This window comes from Variovorax sp. FW301-JW7 (assembly GCF_058788795.1).
In genome coordinates, this window is the sequence record NZ_JBYTBC010000004.1 from 73,049 (window position 1) to 94,833 (window position 21,785).

Annotated in this window: 19 protein-coding genes; 6 read left to right on the plus strand and 13 right to left on the minus strand. The window is 70.7% G+C overall.

Features of this window, described 5'->3' with window-relative positions; all coding sequences use genetic code 11:
• Positions 1 to 18 precede the first annotated feature (18 nt).
• Complete coding sequence (locus tag AC3WQM_RS12200; protein ID WP_492678983.1) at positions 19 to 792, minus strand: alanyl-tRNA editing protein; 774 nt, start codon at positions 790 to 792, stop codon at positions 19 to 21.
• A gap of 130 nt (positions 793 to 922) precedes the next feature.
• Between AC3WQM_RS12200 and AC3WQM_RS12205 the strand changes: the two genes are divergently transcribed.
• Entirely contained in the window at positions 923 to 2,281 is a 1,359-nt protein-coding gene (locus AC3WQM_RS12205) for a PQQ-dependent sugar dehydrogenase (RefSeq protein WP_492678985.1), read from the plus strand.
• A 7-nt stretch (positions 2,282 to 2,288) separates the two neighbouring features.
• On the opposite strand, the gene AC3WQM_RS12210 is transcribed toward AC3WQM_RS12205, so the two are convergent.
• On the minus strand, positions 2,289 to 3,329 hold the full coding sequence (locus AC3WQM_RS12210; RefSeq protein ID WP_489060932.1) for a LacI family DNA-binding transcriptional regulator: 1,041 nt from the start codon (positions 3,327 to 3,329) through the stop codon (positions 2,289 to 2,291).
• A 147-nt stretch (positions 3,330 to 3,476) separates the two neighbouring features.
• Here AC3WQM_RS12210 and AC3WQM_RS12215 point away from each other — a divergent pair, with 147 nt between their 5' ends.
• The 3 genes from AC3WQM_RS12215 to AC3WQM_RS12225 are packed head-to-tail and all read left to right on the plus strand — an operon-like array spanning position 3,477 to position 7,014.
• The gene (locus AC3WQM_RS12215; protein ID WP_492678987.1) at positions 3,477 to 4,853 is read left to right on the plus strand and encodes a uracil-xanthine permease family protein; all 1,377 of its coding nucleotides are present in this window, start codon (positions 3,477 to 3,479) and stop codon (positions 4,851 to 4,853) included.
• 38 nt (positions 4,854 to 4,891) lie between these two features.
• On the plus strand, positions 4,892 to 6,304 hold the full coding sequence (locus AC3WQM_RS12220) for an amidohydrolase family protein (RefSeq protein ID WP_492678989.1): 1,413 nt from the start codon (positions 4,892 to 4,894) through the stop codon (positions 6,302 to 6,304).
• Positions 6,301 to 7,014 (plus strand): sulfite exporter TauE/SafE family protein, encoded by a 714-nt coding sequence (locus AC3WQM_RS12225; protein ID WP_492678991.1) that lies wholly within the window; start codon positions 6,301 to 6,303, stop codon positions 7,012 to 7,014. The genes AC3WQM_RS12220 and AC3WQM_RS12225 overlap by 4 nt, the downstream gene beginning before the upstream one ends.
• On the opposite strand, the gene AC3WQM_RS12230 is transcribed toward AC3WQM_RS12225, so the two are convergent.
• Both AC3WQM_RS12230 and AC3WQM_RS12235 read right to left on the minus strand, forming a co-directional pair.
• On the minus strand, positions 7,006 to 7,605 hold the full coding sequence (locus AC3WQM_RS12230; protein WP_492678993.1) for a GNAT family N-acetyltransferase: 600 nt from the start codon (positions 7,603 to 7,605) through the stop codon (positions 7,006 to 7,008). The genes AC3WQM_RS12225 and AC3WQM_RS12230 overlap by 9 nt on opposite strands.
• Positions 7,606 to 7,624: 19 nt before the next feature.
• A complete protein-coding gene (locus AC3WQM_RS12235; protein WP_492678995.1) occupies positions 7,625 to 8,635 on the minus strand; it encodes a zinc-binding alcohol dehydrogenase family protein in 1,011 nt (336 codons plus the stop codon).
• 89 nt (positions 8,636 to 8,724) lie between these two features.
• Here AC3WQM_RS12235 and AC3WQM_RS12240 point away from each other — a divergent pair, with 89 nt between their 5' ends.
• Positions 8,725 to 9,633, plus strand: a complete 909-nt coding sequence (locus AC3WQM_RS12240; protein ID WP_095949478.1) for a LysR family transcriptional regulator — start codon at positions 8,725 to 8,727, stop codon at positions 9,631 to 9,633.
• A 378-nt stretch (positions 9,634 to 10,011) separates the two neighbouring features.
• Here the strand turns inward: AC3WQM_RS12240 and AC3WQM_RS12245 are convergent, their stop codons facing one another.
• From AC3WQM_RS12245 to pgaA, 5 genes are all read right to left on the minus strand, one after another.
• Positions 10,012 to 10,809 (minus strand): SDR family oxidoreductase, encoded by a 798-nt coding sequence (locus AC3WQM_RS12245; protein ID WP_492678997.1) that lies wholly within the window; start codon positions 10,807 to 10,809, stop codon positions 10,012 to 10,014.
• A 119-nt stretch (positions 10,810 to 10,928) separates the two neighbouring features.
• Entirely contained in the window at positions 10,929 to 11,495 is a 567-nt protein-coding gene (gene pgaD / locus AC3WQM_RS12250) for a poly-beta-1,6-N-acetyl-D-glucosamine biosynthesis protein PgaD (protein ID WP_492678999.1), read from the minus strand.
• A complete protein-coding gene (gene pgaC / locus AC3WQM_RS12255) occupies positions 11,485 to 12,765 on the minus strand; it encodes a poly-beta-1,6-N-acetyl-D-glucosamine synthase (protein WP_492679001.1) in 1,281 nt (426 codons plus the stop codon). The genes pgaD and pgaC overlap by 11 nt, the downstream gene beginning before the upstream one ends.
• Complete coding sequence (gene pgaB, locus AC3WQM_RS12260) at positions 12,762 to 14,828, minus strand: poly-beta-1,6-N-acetyl-D-glucosamine N-deacetylase PgaB (protein WP_492679003.1); 2,067 nt, start codon at positions 14,826 to 14,828, stop codon at positions 12,762 to 12,764. Before pgaB ends, pgaC begins: the two co-directional genes overlap by 4 nt.
• Before the next feature lie 8 nt (positions 14,829 to 14,836).
• Positions 14,837 to 17,380 carry a poly-beta-1,6 N-acetyl-D-glucosamine export porin PgaA gene (gene pgaA, locus AC3WQM_RS12265; RefSeq protein ID WP_492679005.1) on the minus strand — a complete coding sequence of 848 codons (2,544 nt, stop codon included), beginning with the start codon at positions 17,378 to 17,380 and terminating at the stop codon, positions 14,837 to 14,839.
• Positions 17,381 to 17,690: 310 nt separating this feature from the next.
• Between pgaA and AC3WQM_RS12270 the strand changes: the two genes are divergently transcribed.
• Entirely contained in the window at positions 17,691 to 18,518 is an 828-nt protein-coding gene (locus AC3WQM_RS12270) for a creatininase family protein (protein ID WP_492679007.1), read from the plus strand.
• A gap of 7 nt (positions 18,519 to 18,525) precedes the next feature.
• Here AC3WQM_RS12270 and AC3WQM_RS12275 read toward each other — a convergent pair whose 3' ends face one another.
• From AC3WQM_RS12275 to AC3WQM_RS12290, 4 genes are read right to left on the minus strand one after another with little or no spacing between them, the layout of a single operon-like run.
• The gene (locus tag AC3WQM_RS12275; RefSeq protein ID WP_492679009.1) at positions 18,526 to 19,494 is read right to left on the minus strand and encodes a threonine dehydratase; all 969 of its coding nucleotides are present in this window, start codon (positions 19,492 to 19,494) and stop codon (positions 18,526 to 18,528) included.
• 18 nt (positions 19,495 to 19,512) lie between these two features.
• Positions 19,513 to 20,145 carry a LysE family translocator gene (locus AC3WQM_RS12280; RefSeq protein ID WP_062480600.1) on the minus strand — a complete coding sequence of 211 codons (633 nt, stop codon included), beginning with the start codon at positions 20,143 to 20,145 and terminating at the stop codon, positions 19,513 to 19,515.
• Between the two features lie 4 nt (positions 20,146 to 20,149).
• On the minus strand, positions 20,150 to 20,845 hold the full coding sequence (locus tag AC3WQM_RS12285; RefSeq protein ID WP_492679011.1) for a VOC family protein: 696 nt from the start codon (positions 20,843 to 20,845) through the stop codon (positions 20,150 to 20,152).
• Positions 20,846 to 20,859: 14 nt separating this feature from the next.
• Entirely contained in the window at positions 20,860 to 21,783 is a 924-nt protein-coding gene (locus tag AC3WQM_RS12290) for a PhzF family phenazine biosynthesis protein (RefSeq protein WP_172438398.1), read from the minus strand.
• Positions 21,784 to 21,785: the final 2 nt, after the last annotated feature.

Here is a 21,785-nt window from a genome sequence, read left to right on the forward strand (position 1 = left end):
CCGGGTCTTTCCCGAGGCTCAGGCTGCGGAGGCCGAGGGCCAGCCCAGGACCACGCGCCGGGTGGTCGCGCTCTTCTTCTCGATCTTGGTGACGACCATGGCGCCGATTTCCGCCGTGTTGGCCACGTGCGTGCCACCGCAGGGCTGGAAGTCGATCGACGGCGCGCCGCCGTCTTCTCCCGTGCCGCCGATGCGGATGGTGCGCACCGTGCCCGTGCCGCGCGGCGGTTGCACGCTCATGCTCTTGACCAGCGCGGGGTTGGCGTCGAGCTCGGCGTCGCTGATGGCGCCCACGGTCAGCGGGTGGGCGGCCTCGACCAGCCTGGCGAGGCCCGCGGTGAGCGTTTCCTTGTCGAGCGGGTCGGTGATGTGGAAGTCGATGCGCGCGTACTCGGGCGTGATCGAGCAGCCGTTCACCGGCACCGGCACGAGGTGGCACAGCAGGTGGCTGGCGGTGTGAAAGCGCATCAGCCGGTGGCGGCGCTCCCAGTCGAGGCGCGCGGTGACGGTGTCGCCGGGCGCCAGCGCGGCCAGCAGCTCGGCCTGGTCGGGCGCGGGCACATGGACGAATTCGGCGGTCGGCTGGCCCTCGGCGTCCTTGGCCTTGCGGGTGTCGATGATGGCGATTTCGCGGCCGTCGGCGAGCGCCAGCACGCCGGCGTCGCCGGCCTGTCCGCCGCCCAGCGGATAGAACACGGTGCGGTCCAGCACGATGCCGGTGTCGTCGAGGCGCAGGATGCGGGCTTCACAGGTGCGCAGGTAGGCGTCGGCGCGGAACAGGTCGTCGGTCATGCGGCGATGGTAGCGACGATGCGCGAAGGAGGTGTGCGCACGCCGGAAAGCGCCCACGACCGACACGCCCGCGTCGTGCGATTGCGCATGATCCGGCGGTCTGCGGCCGCCTGCCGCGCAAGGAATCTGCATGAACGCATCGCCGCACCTTCCCGTCCGCCTCGCCCTGTCTGCCGCGGCCGTGGCCGCCGTGCTGCTCGTCGCCGGCTGCGGTGAGGCCGCCAAGCTCGCGCCCGAACTCACGACCGGCCCCCGGCCGCAGCTGGCCGATCCGAACAAGACGCTGATCCCCACCGTCAACGTGGCGCCCGCCGTCGGCTGGACCGACACCGCCGCGCCCACGCCCGCAGAAGGCCTGCGCGTGACGGCGCTGGCGCGCGGGCTGGACCACCCGCGCTGGGTCTACACCCTGCCCAACGGCGACGTGCTGGTGGCCGAGAGCAACAAGCCGCCCCAACCTGAAGGCAGCGGCGCCAGCGGCCCGGTCGCCACGGTGCGCAACTGGGTCATGGGCAAGGTCATGGGCCGCGCGGGCGCGGGCGTGCCCAGCGCCAACCGCATCACCCTGCTGCGCGACGCCGACGGCGATGGCCTGGCCGAGGTGAAGCAGGTGTTCCTGGCGAACCTGACATCGCCTTACGGCATGGCGCTGGTCGGCAACGAGCTCTTCATCGCCAACGCCGACGCGCTCGTGAAGGTGCCCTACACCGAGGGTCAGACCTCGGTCAGCGCCACGCCCACCGTGGTGACGGCGCTGCCCGCCGGTATCAACCACCACTGGACCAAGAACGTCATCGCCAGCGCCGACGGCAGCAAGCTGTACGTCACGGTCGGCTCCAACAGCAACATCGGCGAGAACGGCATGGCGGCCGAAGAGGGCCGCGCCGCGATCTGGGAGGTCGACGCGAAGAGCGGCGAGAAACGCCTGTTCGCCAGCGGCCTGCGCAACCCCAACGGCCTGGGCTGGGAGCCCGAGACGAACGTGCTGTGGACCGTGGTGAACGAGCGCGACGAGATCGGCAGCGACCTCGTGCCCGACTACCTCACCTCGGTGAAAGAGGGCGCCTTCTACGGCTGGCCCTGGAGCTACTGGGGTGGCGTGGTCGATGCGCGCGTCACGCCGCAACAGCCCGAGCGGGTGGCCAAGGCGCTGGCGCCCGACTACGCGCTGGGCGCGCACGTCGCGCCGCTGGGGCTGGTGTTCTCGCACGCGCGCGGCATGCCGCCCGAGTTCGCGAGCGGCGCCTTCATCGGCGAGCACGGCTCGTGGAACCGCAAGCCCAAGTCGGGCTACAAGGTGGTGTTCGTGCCCTTCATCGGCGGCAAGCCGAGCGGGCCGCCGGTCGACGTTCTCACGGGCTTTTTGAGCGCCGACGAAAAGGCGCACGGCCGGCCGGTCGGCGTGGCGCTCGACAAGAACGGCGCGCTGCTGGTGGCGGACGACGTGGGCAACGCGGTGTGGCGCGTGTCGCGCAGCAAACCCAACTGACGCGCGATCAGCCCCGGCGTGCCGACGACAGCCGCGGCACCAACTGGGCCGCCGGCCCGTCGACGCGGCGCCGGCTCGTGTCGCCGCGCAGGTGGTCGAACAGCAGCGCAATCGCCTGCTGCGCCACCTCGTCCAGGTGCAGATCGACGGCCGTGAGCGGCGGCACGCAGGTGCGCGCGCGCAGGCCGTCGTAGCGCGTGGCGACCATCACGTCCTCGGGAATGCGCCGGCCCGATTCGCGCACGGCCGTCACCGCGCCGGAGGCGAACGCGTCCACCGGCACGCAGAAGGCGTCGATGTCGGGGTGCGCCGCCAGCAGCGCCAGCGCGGCCTGCCGCCCGCCGTTCTCGCCCTCGGCTTCGTCGACCAGCGACAGCAGCGGTGCCTGCCCGCGCGCGGCGGCGAAGGCCTGGTAGGCCGCCTGGCCTTCCACATAGGAATTGCGCGCGGCCGAGCCGAGGATCATCGCGACCTTGCGCGCGCCCTGGTCGTGCAGGTGCTCGAGCAGCAGGCGCGTCGTCTGGCCCGAGTGGATGTCGACATAGGGCGGCATCGCCGGCCCGTCGGCCGCTTCCTCGGCCGGCTTGCCGATGGCCACCACCGGCAGGCCGCGCCGCAGCAGGTACGCCAGGTTGGGGTCGCCCGCCGAAGGCTCGATGACCAGCGCACCGTCCACGTCGAGCAGCTCCATCGGCACGCGGCCGGTTTCCATCGGCGGCGCCAGCACCAGCGCCAGCCGGCGGTCCAGCGCCGCGGCGGCCGCCACGGCCGCCACTTCCATCAGGAAGCCCAGGCGCGACGGGCCGCCGGCCACCGCGAACGGCATCGACGACAGCAGCACGATCATGTGCGCCTCGCCCGTTCGCAGCCGCTGCGCATTGCGGTTGGGCCGGTAGCCCAGCTTCAGCGCCGCCTGCTCGACGCGCGCGCGCGTTTCCGCGTCGACCTGGCCCCGGGCGTTGAGCGCGTGCGAGACCGTGGTCGGCGACACGCCCGCTTCGCGCGCCACGTCCTTGATGTTTGCCCGCGGCGATGGGTTGGTGCTCATCCCGTTGACCTTTTCGAAAAGCGGTGATTCAATTCCCAAATCGTTTTGGGGCGCCATGCCTCGGAATGTACTTCACCCGCTTCGGCGGCTTTTTTTGCCAGTGCGCCCAAATCGATTTGGGCGCGGTCCCGGTTCAAGGATTCCATGATGTCCCGTGTGCCCGATGCCTCTGCTGTGCCCCCGGTCGTGCCTGTCGGCGCGCCTTCCGCCATCGCCCCGGTCGATGCGGTGCTGCCCCTGTCGCAACTGCTGCTGTTCGGCCTGCAGCACGTGCTGGTGATGGCGGCCGTGCCCATCACCTCGGTGTTCCTCGTGGCCAAGGCGCTGGGGCTGGAGTCCGCGCTCACGGTCAACCTGATCAGCGCCACCTTCCTGCTGTGCGGCGTGGGCACCCTGCTGCAGTCGTTCGGGCCGTGGAAGTTCGGCGCGCGCCTGCCCTTCGTGATGGTGCCGGGCGGCGCGCCCATCGTGATGTTCGTGACCATCGCCCAGCAGCGCGACCTGCAGACGGCCTCGGGCGCGGTGATCCTCACGGCGCTGTTCTACTTCCTGGTGCTGCCGGTGTTCGCGCGCTGCCTGCGCTACTTTCCGAAGATCGTCATCGGCACCTTGCTGCTGCTGGTGTCGATCAACCTCGTGAAGGTGTACGGCGGCATCATCGCGGGCAAGGCCGGCACGTCCACCTTTGCCGACCCGGTGAACATCGGGCTGGCGCTGGCGACCATCGGTTTCACGGTGCTGTTCGCGCGCGTGTTCAAGGGCACGCTCGGCCAGCTCGCCGTGCTGCTGGGCCTGCTGGCCGGCACGGTGCTGGCCGCGGCCTGCGGGCTGATGGACTTCGGCAGCGTGGCCGCCGGGCCCTTCTGGAGCGCGCCGACGCTGCTGCCCTTCGGCATGCCGCGCTTCGACCTGGTGGCGGCCGTGCCGCTCCTGATCTTCAGCATCATCTCGATGGTCGAGGCCACGGGGCAGACCGTGGCGGTGGCCGAGGTGGTGGGCCGCAGGATCGATCCGCGCGACGTGGTGCCGCGCACCATCCGCGGCGACGCGCTGGTGTCGCTGGCGGGGGGCCTGTTCGGCACCTCGATGATCATCACCAGCGGCGAGAACATCGGCATCGTGCGCGCCACCAACGTGCGCTCGCGCTACGTGACGGCCGCGGCCGGCGTGATCCTGATCCTCATCGCGCTGTCGGCGCCGCTGGGCCGGCTGGCCAGCGCCATTCCGTCGGCCGTGGTCGGCGGCACCGCGATGGTGGTGTTCGCGATCATCGGCACCATGGGCATCGACATGCTGCGCAAGGTCGACCTGCACGAGCGCGGCAACATGTTCGTGCTGGCCGGCGCGCTGACCATGGGCCTGCTGCCCATCGTCGTGCCGGGCCTGTACAGCCGCTTTCCCGACACGCTGCAGCTGGTGCTGGGCAACGGCCTGGCCATGGGCTCGCTCACGGCGGTGGTGCTCAACCTGGTGTTCAACCGCGTGCCGGCCGACAGCCCGGCCATCGCACCGGCGCCGCAATGAGCGCCTCCTCATTTCTTTTCCCGCTCTCTCCTTTCACCATGTCTCCTGAACTCGATGCCGCGCACTTCGCGGCCGACGAGCTGCTGCTCGTTCCCGACCACCTGATACTGCGCGACGGCCCCGCCACCGGCCATGCCGTGCGCATCGCAGGTGGGCGTTTCCGCGAGGTCGGCCCCGCCGACGCGCTCATCGCCCGCCACCCGCAGCTCACGCCGCTGCACCTGCCCGGCAAGCTGCTGATGCCGGGCATGATCGACGCGCACCACCACCTCACGCAGTCCTTCGGCAAGTCGCTGGCCTACGGCGAGCCGTCCGAGATCTTCCGGCGCGTGTGGGTGCCGCTCGAGTCGAGCCTGGACGACGAGTTCGTCTACATGGCCTCCAAGCTCGCGGCGCTCGAATCGCTGCGCGGCGGCTTCACCACCGTGTGCGACGCGGGCACGCGCGCGCCGGGCGACATCGGCGCCGTGGCCGCCGCCGTGCAGGAGGCCGGGCTGCGCTGCGTGCTGGGCCTGATCTGCAACGACGGCGGCAACGACAGCAGCGCCGCCGATCGACAGGCCATCCAGTCACATGCCGCGCAGTTCCTGCAGCAGTGGTCGGGTGCGGACCTGGTGCATCCCTCGCTCGCCATCTCGGTGCCCGAAGCGGCGTCCGACGAGATGCTGGTCGCCGTGTCGGCCCTGTGCGCCGAGGCGCGCACCGTGTTCCAGACGCACGTCAACGAGCACCTGGCCTCGGTCGAGCGCTCGGTCGTGCAGCGCGGCAGGCGGCCGCTGGAGCTGCTGGCGCACCTGGGCGCGCTCGGCCCGCAGGTGCTCATCGCGCACGGCACGCTGGTCACGCCCTCGGAACTCATGGTGCTGCGCGACACCGACACCGCCGTGAGCTACAACCCCGTCGCCAGCCAGTGGAAGGGCAATGCCGTGGCGCCCGCGAACCTGATGGCCGCGCTGGGCATCCGCTTCGGCCTGGGCACCGACGCCACGCGCAGCGACGCCTTCCGCCTGATGGACGCGGCCGAGGCCGCGCAGAAGCTGGCCTTCGGCATGGCCATCGGCGATGCCTCCAGCGGCGGCGGCTGGACCTGGTTCGACCACGCCACGCACGAAGGCGCGCGCGCCGTGGGCCTGGGCCATCTCACGGGCGAGATCGCCGTGGGCAAGGCGGCCGACTTCCTCATCGTCGATGTCGACACGCCCGAGATGTGCACCTCCGTCGACCTCACGTGGGACCTCGTGCGCCTGGGCAACCGCGACCAGATCGTGGCCGTGTTCGTCGACGGGCGCCTGCGCCTGTGGGAAGGCTGGCCGCCCGACTGGGATGCGCGCGCGCTGCAGCGGCAGCTGGCGCGCGTCGCCCACGCGGCCATGGACCGCGCGCCCATCGTGCGCCTGCATCCGCCGGCAGCCGCGCACCGCCGCCTGGCCTCGGAGCGGCACTCGCAGTGAGCGCGCAACACCTGGTCCTCGTCTCGCTCGCCGTGCTGTTCGCCGCCTTCGTGCAGGGCGCGACCGGCGTCGGCTTTGCGCTCATCGCCGCGCCGGTGATCGGCATCGTGCGCCCCGACCTGCTGCCCGTGTGCGTGCTGGTGCTGATGCTGCCGCTGAACTTCTACGTGATGTGGCGCGAGCGCGGCGCCATCGACCGCACCGGCGCCAGCTGGATCACCGGCGGGCGCTTGCTCGGCACCGTCGGCGGCCTGTGGGTGCTGGCGGCGCTGAGCGCGAGCCACCTGTCGCTGTTCGTCGGCGCCTCGACCATCGCGGCGGCCGGGGTCACGTTGATGATGCCGGCCTTCTCGCCGGGCCGCACCGCGTTCGTGGCGGCGGGGCTCGTGACCGGCGTCACCGAAACCGCGACCGGCATCGGCGGGCCGCCGCTGGCGCTGGTCTACCAGCACCAGCCGGCGCCCACCATGCGCTCGACCATCGCGCTGTGCTTCCTGGTCGGCGAGCTGGTGTCGCTGGCCACGCTGATGGCGGCGGGGCGCATCGACGGCTCACAGCTCTACGCCGCGGCCCTGCTGTTGCCCGCGCTCGTCGTGGGCGCGGTGCTCAGCCGCGTGGTGCATCGGCGCATCAACGGCCGCGTGCTGCGCATCTTCGTGCAGGTCTTCGCGATCGTGTCGGGCGCCGCCCTGCTGCTGCATTCATTCTGAGGTGCGCTGCGCGGCCCGCCATGCCGCGCGGTCGATGCGGAACAGTCGGTGGCCGCGCAGCGCATCGCCTTCGGGCACTGCCGGATGCTCGAAGGCGCCGGCCACGTCTTCGTGCATGCCCAGGCGTGCCATCACGGCGGCCGAGCGCAGGTTGCCATGGGCGGTGAATGCCACGATTTCTTCGAGCCCGAGCCGTTCGAAGCCGACCTGCAGCGCGCCGCGCGCGGCCTCGGTCGCGAAGCCCTGGCCCCAGCTGGCGCGTGACAGGCGCCAGCCGATCTCGACGCAGGGCGAGAAGGGCAGCGCGGCCATCGGCACGTTCAGTCCGGTGAATCCGATGAACTCGCCTGTGTCCTTGCGCTCGACGGCCCAGAAGCCCCAGCCCTTCTGTGCGATGAGCGCCTGGGTACGGTGGGCCGCGGCGTCGCTCTCGGCGCGCGTGGGCAAGGGCAGCAGGAACTCCATCACCTGCGGGTCGCAGGCCAGCGCGAAAAATGGCGCGAGATCGCTCTCGCGCCATTGGCGCACCCGCAGGCGCGGGGTCTCGAATTCGATGAGGTGGGACGGGGTGGGTGTGCTTTCGTCGGTCATGCGACCGATTGTGCGCAAATCAGAACCCGGCCAGCACCACCTTGCCCTGCGCCTTGCCGCTCTCGATGAGCGCATGTGCCTTGCGCAGGTTCGCGGCGTTGATGGTGCCGAAGCTCGCATTCGCCGTGGTGCGGATGCGGCCCGCGTCGACCAGCGCGGCCACTTCGGCGAGCAGCTTGCCTTGCTCGGCGATGTCGGGCGTGGTGAAGCGCGAGCGCGTGAACATCATTTCCCAGTGCAGCGAGATGCACTTGGTCTTCAGCGGCATCGCGTCGAGCACCTTCATGTCGTCGATCACCGCGAGCTGGCCCTGGGGCTTGAGGCTCTCGATGAGCTGCGCGTAGTGCTGGTCGGTCTGCGTGAGGCTGGCGACCATGTCGACCTCGTCGATGCCGGCTGCCTTGAGTTCGGCGGCGAGCGGCTTCGAATGGTCGATGACAGCGTGCGCGCCCAGTGCCAGGCACCAGGCGCGCGTTTCGGCGCGCGAGGCGGTGGCGACCACGCGCAGCTTCGTGAGCTGGCGTGCGAGCTGGATGAGGATGGAGCCCACGCCGCCCGCGCCGCCGGTGATCAGCAGCGTCTGGCCGTCGCCGCCGTCCTTGGGCACCTGGAGGCGGTCGAACAGCAGTTCGTAGGCGGTGATGGTGGTCAGCGGCAAGGCGGCGGCCTGCGCATCGTCGAGGCTCTTCGGGGCGAGGGCGGCGATGCGCTCGTCGACCGCATGCAGCTCCGAATTGGCGCCGGGGCGAATGATCGAGCCGGCGTAGTAGACGCGGTCGCCGACCTTGAAGCTTTGCACGCCGCTGCCGATGGCTTCGACGGTGCCGACTGCGTCCCAGCCCAGCACCTTGGCTTGGCCGGCTTCGGGGGCGGCGTTCTTGCGGACCTTGGTGTCGACCGGGTTGACCGACACGGCCTTCACGCGCACCAGCAGGTCGCGCGCGCCGGGGACGGGGGCGGGGAGCTCGATGTCCTGCAGCGATTCGGGGTGGTCGATGGGGAGGGGCTGGTGGTAGCCGACGGCTTTCATGGGAAGAAACCTTCTTTCTGGAACGATGGCTGGACTGTAGGATGACAACGGCTGTTTGATAAGGCGGCCTGAATCACCAACACTTTCAAATGAAGATTGAAAATATATCGGACCTGCAGGTGCTCGTGCAGACGGCGCGTGGCGGCACGTTGACGGCGGCGGGGCATGCGCTGGGGATCACGCCCGCGGCGGCCAGTGCGACCTTGAAGCGGCTGGAGGCGCAGTTGGGGGCGCGGCTGTTCGAACGCTCCACCCGGGCGATGCGGCTGACGCCGCAGGGGCAGACGCTGCTCGACTATGCGGTGCGTGCTTTTGAGCTGCTGGACGAGGGGGAGTCGCTGGTCACTGCGGACCGGGGGGAACTCGTCGGGACCTTGCGGGTGGCCTCGCCGTCGGACCTCACCCGCAGCACCTTGCTGCCCTGGTTCGACGAGTTCCTGGCGTTGCATCCGGGGGTACAGTTGTCGCTCTCTGTCGGGGATCGGCCGCTGGACGTGATGCGCGACGAAGTGGACGTGGCGCTGCGCTACGGGGCGCTGGCCGATTCGCGGCTGGTGGCGCGGGCGTTTGCGCTGACGAATCCGGTGCTGACGGCTTCACCGGACTATCTGCGTCGGCATCCCTTGCCTCGGGTTCCGCAGGATCTGCTGCAGCACAACTGCCTGACGTTCAACCGGAGTGGGCGACGGCACCGGGTGTGGCGGTTTGCGCAGTTGGGGCAGTGGACGGAGGTGCGGGTGAATGGGGATCGGAGTGTGGATGATGCTTCGCTGGCGCGAGAGTGGACTGTGGCGGGGTATGGGATTTCGCTGAAGTCTGCTTTGGATGTGCGTAATGACATTCGGGAAGGTCGTCTTGTGCGGCTGCTGCCGGATTGGGAGACGGAGCCTTATCCGTTGCATGCGCTGTTGCCTAGTGGGAGGTTTGTGCCGGCTCGGGTTCGGGGTTTTGTCGACTTCCTGGCGTTGAAGTTCGAGGGGTTGTTGGCTTTGGGCTGAGGGTTTGCTTTCGGGGGCCGGGTCTCGCCCCGGCGGGCGACTCACTTTCTTTTGCTTCGCCAAAAGAAAGTAAGCAAAGAAAAGGCGACCCCACTGTCCGCGTCCCTCCGCTTCGCTGCGGGCAACCTGCGGTGCTCGCGTTTCGCGGGGTCTCGCCCAAACTCGCTTCGCTCAAACAAGGGCGAGCCCTGATCCGCGAAACGCTGCGCTCCTCGGCGCGGCCAGAGGGGAGGGGGAGCACTCGGGCCATCGCTTCGCTCGGCCTGGGGGATCGCATCACTGCGTTCGCTCCTGGATTCGTTCCCCGGGCTTACTCCCTCTCCCTCTGGGAGAGGGTTGGGGGGAGGGCAGCGGCCTTTGAACCCGCCCTGTCCATCCTCAAATCATCGGCGTCACCGCCCCATCCATCGCCACGATCGCCCCCGTCACATAGCTTGCCTTCGACGACGCCAGGAACAGCACGGTGTTGGCGACTTCCTCGGGCGTCGCGATGCGGCCCAGCGGCAAGCGTGCGGTGGCGCGCTCCAGCGCTTCGTCGGTGTCGATGCCCTGCAACTTGGCGTCGGCCTTCATGCCTTCCTGCAGCCGCGCGGTCAGCGTGAGGCCGGGGTTCACGGCGTTCACGCGCACGCCCTTGGCCGCATAGGCCGCGGCCATGCCGGCACTCACCAGCATCAGCGCGGCGTTGGCGGCACCGCCGGCCATGTGCACGGGGCTGGCGACCTTGCCGCCCTGGCCGATCACATTGACGATCGCGCCGCGACCGCGCGTGCCCATGCGCTTCACGACCGGGTCGATCATGTGGATGTAGGTGAAGTACTTGGCGTCCATCGCGTCGTGCCACGCGGCAGGCGTGAGCTCGTCGGGCGGGGTGCGGCGCGCGGCGCCTGCCGAGTTGACGAGCACGTCGACGGGGCCGAATGTCTGTTCTGCGGCGTCGAGTGCGGCCACGGCACTGGCGGGGTTCTTGAGGTCGGCGGCGTGCAGGCTGACGCGGCCTTCGGCTTGCGGGAACGCGGCGAGCAGCGACTGCTGGCCCTGCTGCAGGTTCTGCAGGTCGCGCGAGACCAGGCTCACGCGCGCGCCTTCGCGCAGGAAACCCAGCGCGCAGGCCAGGCCGATGCCCTTGCTGCCGCCGGTGATGAGAACGTGCTGGTCCTGGAGCTGGAGGTCCATGTCGGGGGTCCTTGGAAGAAGGTGGGTCTGTCTGCGGCGCTGCCGCCGCGCGATTGAATCACCGCCCCGAAATCCCTGCAGCGACGCGGCCGAAAGGCCGCGCCGGTTGCTCCTGCGCGTCAGGCCTTGCGGCGCTTCGCTGGTGCTTCTTCTTCCAGCGCGGCCGGCGCGGTGTCGGTGGCGTCGCGCAGATGGCCCTGGTTGTCGTGGTGCGCCAGCAGCTGGCGCGTGCGTTGCCAGGTCGACAGGCGCGCGGGCGCGACCTCGATGTACGACGCCAGCGCGAACAGCGAGGACTGCTCTTTTTCCGGCGGCGTTTCGCGCCGGTGCTGGCGTCGGCGCAGCGGGCCCATGACCAGCATCGAGGCGAGGATCACGCCGATGACGATGGCGTACAGGCCCAGCAGCTGAAGCACCTCGGGCTGGGAGCGCGCGCCCATCACGTAGGGCCAGGCGTACCAGATGGCGCAGAACCAGATCGCGACGGTGATGGCCGGGCGCAGCACGCGCAGCCACAGGTACATGGCCAGGGTGCGCGCCGGCGAACGGCCGTTGCCGAAGGCGTGCAGCGGGATGCGCGCGGCGTCGATGATGGGTTCGTCGACCGCGGGCTGGCCCCACGAACGGGTGCGGGGCGGCGGGGCTTCGTGCAGCGCCGGCGAAGAGGGCGGGTTCTCAGGATGCATCGGAAGAAACTCCTCGGTCAGGGCTCGTCCACACCGCGCGCTTGCCGCGACGACGCATCAGAGCGTTGGGAAGGGCGACCACCGTGGTGGCCATCGTGATCGTCCAGAACGCGATCGGGTACCAGATCGTTCCGGCGAAATAGCGCATGAGGTCGCGGTCGTAGCGACGGTCGATCCACAGGCTCAGCAGCATCTGCAGGATGCAGGTCATGGCCAGCAGCGTGCCCTGCCAGTGCGGCAGCAGCGCGGAGTGCCAGGCCGACTCGTGCGGCAGGAAGGGGCGGATGAAGCTGATCACCAGCACCAGCGCCATCGCATAGGCCCACACCACGCTCACCATGTACTCGCTGTAGATGAGCCACAGGCGCCAGCTGCGCAGGCGCAGGATGGACGGCGTGATGCGCAGCATGGTCTGGATGCCGCCGACGGCCCAGCGCAGGCGCTGCTTCCACAGGCCGCGCAGGGTCTCGGGCATGAGGATCCAGCACAGCGCGCGCGGCTCGAAGCGCAGGCGCCAGCCGGCGAGCTGGAGCTTCCAGCTCATGTCGATGTCCTCGGTGAGCACGTCGGGGCTCCAGAAGCCCACTTCGAGCACGGCGCGGCGGCGGAACATGGCGAGCACGCCCGACACCGTGAAGAGCGTGCCGATGAGCTGCTGCGAGCGCTTGATGAGGCCGATGATCGACGAGAACTCGCCCACCTGCATGCGCCCCAGCAGCGTGGTGCGCGTGCGGATGCGCGGGTTGCCGGTGACGGCGCCGATGCGATCCGAGGCCAGCATGCGCTTGAGCATCCAGGCGATGGCGTTGGGGTCGACCAGCGCGTCGCCGTCGATGCCCAGGATGTACTCGCCGCGCGCCAGCTGGCAGGCGGTGTTCAGGCCCACGGCCTTGCCCTGGTTGCTGGCGTTGTGGATCACGCGCAGGCGGCTGAACTCCTGCGTCATCTCGTCGAGCAGCTCGCCGGTGCCGTCGGTGCTGCCGTCGTTGACGGCAATCACCTCGTAGTTCGGGTAGCGCGTGCGCATGAGCTGCTCGATCACTTCGCGCAGGTGCGGCGCCTCGTTGAAGCAGGGCACGACCACGGTCACGAGCGGCTGCGAGGGCAGGGCCTCGAGCGGGTCGGCCTCGACGTCGCGCTTGCGCTCGAACGACCACGCGTGCGAGAGGCCGCCCGCGATCCACACCCACGCCATGAAGAACGGGTAGTAGAAGACGAAGCCGAAGAGCACCGGCGGAATCAGGTCCACCAGCATCTGGAGCGTGTTCATCGGGGCTTCCCTCCTTCAGGCGGCAGCGTGGCGGCGTCGTGGTTGCGCCGCGGGGCGCGCGACAGCAGCGAACGCACCGAGATCGCGCGGCGCACGGTCTCCAGCGAGGGCTGGTTGTTCAGGAAGTCGTCGGGGTAGTAGCCCAGGTGGCGCACGCCGGCGCGCTGCAGCAGGGTCCACTGGCGCGTGAGCTCGGCATCGGCCACGGGTTTCCCGGTGCGCCAGTCGCGCGCCTGCAGCTCGAACACGGTGCGGTCCAGGCCGTGCGGCGCGGCGGCCGCGCGCTGCGCGAGGCGGCCCAGCCAGGCGTCGCTGTCGGCCGGGGTGCGGGCCTCCTGCTCCATGCGCGGCATGGCCATCAGGCCGACGTAGTCGTAGGCGGCCAGCGAGGCTTCGTAGTTCTGTGCGAACCACTGCTCGGCCTGCGGCTCCAGCACCGGGCGCGCGTAGAGGTTGCGCGCCGTTTCCAGCGCGGGGCGCCAGGTGCCCACGCGCGCCGCGAGTTCGTGCGTGAAGTCGATCAGGTAGCGGGTCTTGGCCGCGGTCCAGCGCGCCATGAGCGCGGGGTCGGCGCGCAGCGCGGCCACGTCGGCCGGCAGGCCCCAGCGGCGGTAGGTGTCGAGCGCGGCGGGGCTTGCGTCCTCGTCGTCCGAGAGCATGGCGTCGTCGTGGAACAGCAGGCCCTCGAAGAAGGTGTGGCGACCCAGGTCTTCGTACAGGTCGCCGACCAGCGTGCGCACGGCCGGGTCGAAGGGTGAGAGCCGGTGGTAGCGGTCGGCCGGCGCGTCGCCCTTGAGCGTGCGCACCGTGTGCGTGGCCAGCGGGTTCGACGCGGGCAGCCGGTAGGCGGTGACGGGCATCCACGCGTAGACCTTCACGCCGGTGCGGCTGCGCAGCTGCCAGGCGGCGCGGGCGAACAGGTCGGCGCGCATCGGCAGGTGGCGGTTGGGAAAGTACAGCGCGTCGGCCACGCCGTCGCCGTCGGGGTCGGCATAGGCCTGCAGGAACACCGAGCGCGGGCGCACGGCGGCCACGCGCTCGATCAGCGCCGAGAGGTTGCGCTCCTGCTGGGCCGGGTCGGCGTCGTACACGTAGTCCAGGTCGACGTGCATCACGCGGTTGATCGGGCGCACCTCGCCGCCCACCGGGCTGCGCAGCATCTGCACGTAGTCGGGCGCCTCGTTGTCGTAGGCGGCCAGTGCGCGGCGGATGCGGCTGAGCGGAATCTCCTTCGTGTTCGCGCCGTCGTCGAGCGTGAAGGTGATCGGCATGCCCACGCGCGCCGAGGCTTCCAGCGCAGGCGTGTTGTAGGCGCCGTAGGGCCACACGGTGGCGCGCACCTTGGCGCCGGTGCGCTTCTCGATCAGCTCACGGCTGCGGCGCAGGTCGGTCTCGATGCGGCGCAGGTAGGCGGCGTCGTCCTCGTAGCGGCCGGTGGTCGGGTCGTAGCGGTGCGTGGCCGCGGCGGGCAGCATGTTGCCCTGCGGGTTGGCCTGGATGCCGGTGTGCATCGCGTCGGTGTGGCTGGCGAACTCGACCAGCGGCGAGCGCGCCATCTCGGCGGCTTCGCGCCACAGCAGGAAGTTCTCGCGCGGCGCGGGCTTGTCGCCCCAGTGCACGGGCTGGCCTTCGGGCACCTCGAGCCAGCTCGTCACGAGCGCGAACAGCGCGGGGTAGTTGAAGCGCTGCAGCAGCGGGAACACGTGCGTGTAGGCGCTGCGGTAGCCGTCGTCGAAGGTCAGCAGCACGGGCTGCGAGGGCAGCGGCTTGCCGCCGCTGCGCGCATCGATGATCTGCTGCAGGCTGACCGGGTGGTAGCCGTTGTGGCGCAGCCAGGCGAACACTTCGGCGAGCGTGCGCTCGTCGATGGCGGTTTCGTCGGGCGAGGTCTCGAAGCTGGCGCGCACGTTGGGGCGCACGTCGTGGAACGAGATCACGCGGAAGTCGACGCCGTTGTCGGGGTCGGCGGGCAGCACCGGCGCCGCCAGCGCAGGCAAGGCCGCCGCCAGCAGCAGCCCGAGCAGGGCCGCGCGCAGCCGGAGGAAGAAGGTGGGGGCTTGCATCACGGACATCACTGCAGGGGCATCGAAAGGTTCAGGAACACGCCGCGCTGTTTTTCGCGCACGCCGTCGTAGGGGTGGCTGCCGAAGGCCAGGCCGTAGCGCAGCGTGAGCTTCTGGCCCAGGGCCCAGCGGTGCTCGTAGCGCAGGTTCCACAGCGGGCCGCTGCCGAAGCCGGCCTGCTGGTAGCTGCCGCCGCCGAGTTCCAGCACCTGGAAGAACTGGCGGTCGTCGCTTTTCCAGGTGAGCCACTGGCCGCGCACCGACAGCTGCGCGCTGGCGTCGCGCGAGGGGCTGAAGTAGCGCACGTCCTGCAGGCGGCTGCGGCTGGCATCGACGCCCAGCCGCGTCTCGACCTGGAAGCGCGGCGTGCTGACCCAGCGCTCGCGCCAGCCGAAGTCGAGGCCGTCGCGCAGGTTGCCGTCGCTGAAGTCGAGCCGGCGCCATTGCAGGTCGAAGCGGCGCGATTCGTTGACGACGTAGGCCGCGCTGGCGCCGAACTCGCGCGCGCCGATGGCCTGCGCGCCGAAGGGCACGGCGCGGGCCTTCCAGGGCAGCTCCTTGCTGTCGCCGTCGTAGGTGGCCGACAGGCGCCAGGCATCGCTGGCGCGGTAGTCGACGCGGCCGGCCACGCTGTTGCGGTAGCGGCCGCTGTTCGCATGCTGCAGCACGCCTTCGGCCAGCCAGCGGCCTTGTTGCCAGCTCGCGCCGAGGCCGCCGCGCGCCCACTGGGCCGTGCCTTCGGAGGTGTAGCCGCGGCCCAGCGTCTGCGCGTAGAACACGCGCCATGCGTCGCCGATGAGGCCGGAGCTGAGCCGGCTGTCGACGCGCCATTCGCGGCTGGCCAGCGTGCCGCCGCCGCGCGAACCCTCTGCATCGATCTCGAGCTGCGGGCCGACCAGCGAGCGGCGCTTGCGCGCCATCTCGCGCACTTCGGCGGCGTCGGGCGCATCGGCCTCGAGCGCTTCGGCGCGCAGCCGCGCGGCGCGGAATTCGTCGGCGTCGAGCAGCGCCTCGACATGGCCGGTGCGCACGCTCAGGTCGTCGGGGTGGTCGGCGCTCAGTGCCTCGAAGCGCGCCACGGCCGCCTCGGGGTGCTCGCGCAGCCGCTCGGTGAGCGCGGCGCCGTAGGCGTAGCCCGCGTTGAGCGGGGCTTCCTGCGTGAGTGCGTCGAAGCGCGGCTGCGCGATCTTCGGGCGGTCGCCGTAGAGCTGCAGCAATGCGCCCAGGCCGCTGACTTCGGAGAACTGGTCGTTGGGGCGGCCGGCTTCGGGTGCCAGCCGCATCAGCACGGGCGTGGCGCTTTCGATGCGCTGGAGCAGCGCCTCGGCGTCGTCGAAGCGGCCGGTGTCGAGGTAGGCGTAGACCAGGCCGAAGTGCAGGCTGTCGGGCATCGGCAGGTCGACGACCGCCTTTTCGAACAGCGGCACGGCATCGGCCGAGCGGCGCTCCTGCGCCAGCGCGCGGGCGGCGGTGCCCAGCGCGTAGGGCGGCAGCACGGTGCCGTCGGCACGCAGGCTGTCGTACAGCGCGATGGTGTCGGCGGGACGGCCACGCTCCAGCAGCGCCGCCATGCGGTCCGACTGCAGCCGCATGCGCAGCGTGCGCCAGGTGTCGGCGTCGGGCGGGGCGGGCTGCGCGAGCGCGGCGTCGACGCGGGCCAGCGCGCCACTCTGGGCGGCCAGCACCTTGTCGAGGTCGGCGACGCGCGCCGCGCCCAGGCGCTGGTCGCGCGCCTTCACGGCCCAGCGCAGCTGCTGCGCCAGCGCCTGCTGTTCGAGCAGCGCGAGCGTCAGCGGCGCAAGGCTGCCGGGCTGCTTGCGTTCGGCCGCCTGCGCGTCCTCGAACGCAGCGGTGGCGCCACCGTACTCGGCCAGCAGGAAGTCGGCATCGCGCTGCGCATCGCGGCGCGCGGGCTGCAGCGCGGTGATCTCGCTGTAGGCCGTGAGCGCCTGGAAGGGCTGGCCCTGGGCGCGCGCCAGCGCGGCGCGCAGGTCGAGCAGCGCGACGCGGTCGGCGACTTCGGTGGGCGCGGGCTGTGCGAGTGCGCGGTAGAGGGTTTGCGCGCCCGCCGTGTCGCCGCTGGCCAGTCGCCAGAAGGCTTCGTGGATGCGCGGTTCGCGGGCCGCCGGCTGGCGCGCGCGCCAGACCTTGACGGTGTCGCCTTGCAGGGCGATGTCGCCCGTGCGCCGCGCGGCGCCGGCCAGCGGGCCGAGCGCGTAATCGCCCAGCTCGCTCGGCGGCACCTGGTGGCCCACGGCCACTGCATCGGCGAACTGGCCCTCGGCCACCGCGATCGCGATGGCGTCGGACGCCACGCGACGGCGCTGCTCGTCGGCCAGCGGGGCGGCCAGCCATTGGCGCAGCTGTTGCAGGGCGTGGGCCGGCGTGATGCGACCGGCGCGGCGCGCGACGATCAGGGCGTCGTGCTGCGAGGCGTCATATGCCACCGCGCCGCCAAGGGTGGCGACAAGCGAGGGCGCGACAGTGGAATCCGCGTAGGCGGCGCTGCTTCCGAAGACCAGCACGCACACGATCGGCGGCAAACCTCGCACGGCACGTGCGAGATGGTGAGGCAATGCCTTGAAGGGCGCGACTTTGCGCCCGGCAACGACGGTGCCTCCATTTTTTTGTGGATGGATGGACACGCTACTCCCTTTTGCGTGAACTCTCCTGGGCCGTGACAAGCCGTGGCGGAAAGTTCGTGAAAAGTGACTCTAGGTCAATTTGTAAACAATAGGACCGAATATCGGGAAAGATGAGAACTAATCGTGAACAGATTCGCGATCAATTCATCCGATGTTGGCAAGTTGTATGCAAGTGTTGCCCCATGCGTCGCCCATGGCCCCGTCCTAAGATCGCGGCATGAACGCACTTCCGGTTTCTTTGCCCCGTTTCTGGTCCCAATTGACGACGCGCGACTTCGCCGCGCTCGACGCGGCGACCACCGTGGCGGTGCTGCCGCTGGGCGCCACCGAGCAGCACGGCCCGCACCTGCCGCTGGGCGTGGACACCGTGCTGGCCGACGGCATCGTGGCCGCGGCGCTGCCGCTGCTGCCGCCGGAACTGCCGGCGCTGTTCCTGCCGACCCAGCAGATCGGCCTGAGCCCCGAGCACGCGCGCTTCGCGGGCACGCTCACCTTCTCGGCCGAGACGCTGATCCGCATGTGGAACGAGATCGGCGCGGGCGTGGCGCGCGCCGGCGTGAAGAAGCTGGTGCTGTTCAACGCCCACGGCGGCCATGTGGGCGCGATGGACATCGTGGCGCGCGAACTGCGCGCCGCGCACGGCCTGATCGTCTACAGCGTGAGCTGGTTCAACCTGCCGCTGGGCGATGCGAACGCGCAGTTCAGCGCGCAGGAGCACCGCTTCGGCGTGCACGCAGGAGAGGTCGAGACCTCGATGATGCTGGCGCTGACGCCCGCGTTCGTGCGCATGGGCGAGGCGAAGGATTTCGGTTCCACTTCGCAGCAGCGCGCGGCGGACTACGCCATCCTCGGCAACGGCAAGAGCGCCAAGCTCGGCTGGGCGATGGAGGACTACAACGCGCAGGGTGCAGCGGGCAATGCCGCGGCGGCCACGGCCGCGAAGGGGCAGGCGGTGATCGATGCGGCCGCGCAGCAGTTGGCACTGCTGCTGGCCGAGGTGTCGCGGCTGCCGTTGAGCACGGCGAATACCCAACCGCTGCCCTGAGATCGAATCAGGCGCTGCGTCCCAGCACGCCGGCGAACATGTCGGCATCGACATTGCCGCCGCTCAGCGCGATGCCCACCGTCTGCCCGCGCCAGCGTTCCTTCTGCTGAAGCGCGCCCGCCAGCGCGGCAGCCCCCGCGCCTTCGGCCACGTTGTGCGTGTCGCTGAAGAGCACGCGCATGGCTTCGGCCACCTCGTCGTCGGTGACGGTGATCACGTCATCGGCTTCCTGCAGGATCACGTCCAGCGACGCAGGCACCGGCGTGCGACAGGCCATGCCGTCGGCCAGCCATGTCGTGACGGGCGATTCGATGGCGCGGCGCGCGCGGAAGGAATCGCGGTAGGCCGTGGCATGCGCCGACACCACGCCGATGAGCTTCGTCGACACGCCGCAATGCGCACGCGCCGCCGCCGCGCCGGCAAAGCCGGAGCCCAGGCCGATGGGCACGAACAGCACGTCGGGCGGTGAAGCTTTCAGTGCACTGAAGAACTCGACGTACGCGGTCGACACGCCGCGCACCAGCTCGCGATGGAACGAGGGCACGCGGTGCAGTGCGTCGCGCTCGGCCAGCACCGCCGCGTGTTCGGAGGCCGCCTGGAAGTCGTCGCCATGCTCGACCAGCGTCACGCCGAGCGCGCGCATCGCGGCATTCTTCTCGCGCGAATTGCCGTGGGGCACCACGATGGTCGCGGCCAGTCCGTGGCGCTGCGCCGCGAAGCCGACCGACTGGCCGTGGTTGCCGCGCGTGGCGCTGATCACGTGGCGCACGGCGGGCTGCTCGCGCGCGAGGGTCTCGAAGTAGGTCAGGCCGCCGCGGATCTTGAAGGCGCCGACCGGCGTGTGGTTCTCGTGCTTGGCCCAGACCGTGGCGCCCAGGCGCTGCGACAGCTGCGGCCAGGTGTACTGGGGCGTGGGCGGCATGGCCGCATGCACGGTGCGCTGCGCGGCTTCGATCTCTTCGCGGGTGAATCGCATCGACGTCCTTCTTGTTGCTTACTTGCGTTCGGTGAGCGCCACGCGCACGGCCAGCGCGGCCAGCACGCTGCCCATGATGTAGCGCTGCGCGCGCAGCCAGCCCGCGCTTTGCGACAGCACGGCCGTGATGCTCGCGGCACCGACGATCATCACGGTGTTGACCAGCGCGCTGCTCGCCATCTGCGCCATGCCCAGCTGCAGGCTCTGCAGCAGCACCGAGCCACGCTCGGGATGGATGAACTGCGGGAAGAACGACAGGTAGAACATCGCCACCTTCGGGTTCAGCAGGTTCGTGAGAAAGCCCATGCGAAACAGCTTGGCCGGCGGGTCGGCCGGCAGCGCGCGGGCCTCGAAGGGCGCGTTGCCGCCGGGCTTGACCGCCTGCCACGCGAGCCACATCAGGTAGGCCGCGCCGGCGAAGCGGATCGCGTCGAACGCGACCGGCACCGCCAGCAGGAGCGCCGTGAGGCCCAGCGCCGCGGCGAACAGGTGCACCAGGAACGCCATCAGCACGCCGCCCAGCGAGATGAGCCCCGCGCGGCGGCCCTGGATCAGCGTGCGCGACACGCAATAGATCATGTTCGGCCCCGGCGTGAGCGCCAGCAGCAGCGAGGCGAGGGCGAACCAGGCGATTTCTGTCAGGGTGAGCATGGGGTCAGAGTCCTTGCGATTCGAGGGTGACGGGGCCGCGCGGCGTGTCGAGCACGGCGACGAGGTTGGGCGGCCCGGCATCGACCGGCAGGCTGCCCATGCCGATGGCCGTGAGCGCGGCCGACAGCGCCGGCGCGCGCGGATGCGCCACGCGCAGCGAACGCAGCGCCAGGCCCGAGGCGGGCATGGCGTCGGTGGGGTGCACCGCGCCCCACTGGATCAGCGTGGGCAGTGCGCCGTAGAACAGGCGCTGGCCGTCGTCGCGCACCGTGATCTGCCATTCGAGCCGGCCGGCCGGCGTGTCGCGCGAGGCTTCGAGCAGATGGCCGCGGTCGATGTGCGCATGCTCCTCGCGCGCGAGCGCCTGCGTGGCGGCATGCGCATCGGGCACGCGCGCCACGAAGTGGATGAGCCGCGGGCCGCGCTGCGCGAGCGCGGCCTGCAGCGCGGCGTCGTCCAGGTCGAACCAGCGGCGCGTCTTCGGCCGCGACGGCGCCTTGCCGGGCTCGATCGCGATGATCTCGGCATAGGCGCGCGGGAACGCGGCGCTCGCGATGTTCAGCAGCCGGTTGTGCGTGCCCATGAGTGGGTGCACGCCGCCCGGCGCGGGCGTGACGCCGAGCGTGGCCTCGCACCATGCCACGCCCTCGGCCAGCGAGGCGGCGGCGATCACCAGGTGGTCGACTTCGGCGGGGTGCATGGTGTGGCTTTCGTTCAGAGCGTGACGTGGCCGTCGACGCAGGTCACGGCATCGCCGCCGACCCAGATCGTGCCGTCGCTGTCGCGCTCGATGTGCACGCGGCCGGCGCGGCCCAGGCACTGGCCTTGCGCGGCCAGGTAGCGCTCGGGCATGTGGCCGTCGGCGATCAGCCATTCAGCCAGGCTGGCGTTGAGGCTGCCGGTGACCGGGTCTTCCTGCACGCCGATGGGCTCGGCGAAGGCGCGCACCTCGAGGTCGATCTTGGCGCCGTCGTCGTTCGGCGTGGCGGGGCGGTTGCCGAAGGCGCGCGCCTCGCGGTTCGAACGGCCGATGAGCAGCGAGGTGTCGTGCGCCGAGGGCACGCCGGCCACGCCGGCCTTCACGCCCAGTTCCTTCAGCGCGCGGTGGTCGGGCTGCAGCGCCAGCACGGCATCGGCGTCGTTCAGCAACAGGCCGAACCAGACCGGGCCGTTGTCGAGCACCTGCGCCGCGATGACCTGCTGCGCCTTCAGGCCCAGCGCGCCGGCCACCTTGGCCAGCAGCGCGGGGCTCGGGGCGCTGCGCTTGAGCGGCGGCGCAGCAAAGGCCAGGCGCTCGCCGTCGCGCCGCAGCGGCACGAGGCCGGCGCCGCACTGCTGGACCACGCGGCCCGCCACCTTGGGCTTGCCGCCGGCCTGCAGCCACGCATGGCAGCTGCCGATGGTCGGGTGGCCGGCAAAGGGCAGCTCGCCGCCGGGCGTGAAGATGCGCACGCGGTAGTCGGCGCCCGGGTCGGTCGGCGGCAGCAGGAAGGTGGTCTCCGACAGGTTGGTCCACTGCGCGAAGCGCTGCATGGCGGCGTCGTCCAGGTCCTGGCCGTCGATCACCACCGCGAGCGGGTTGCCGTAGTAGGCGGTGGCGGTGAAGACGTCGACTTGCTTGAAGGGGCGGGATTTCATCA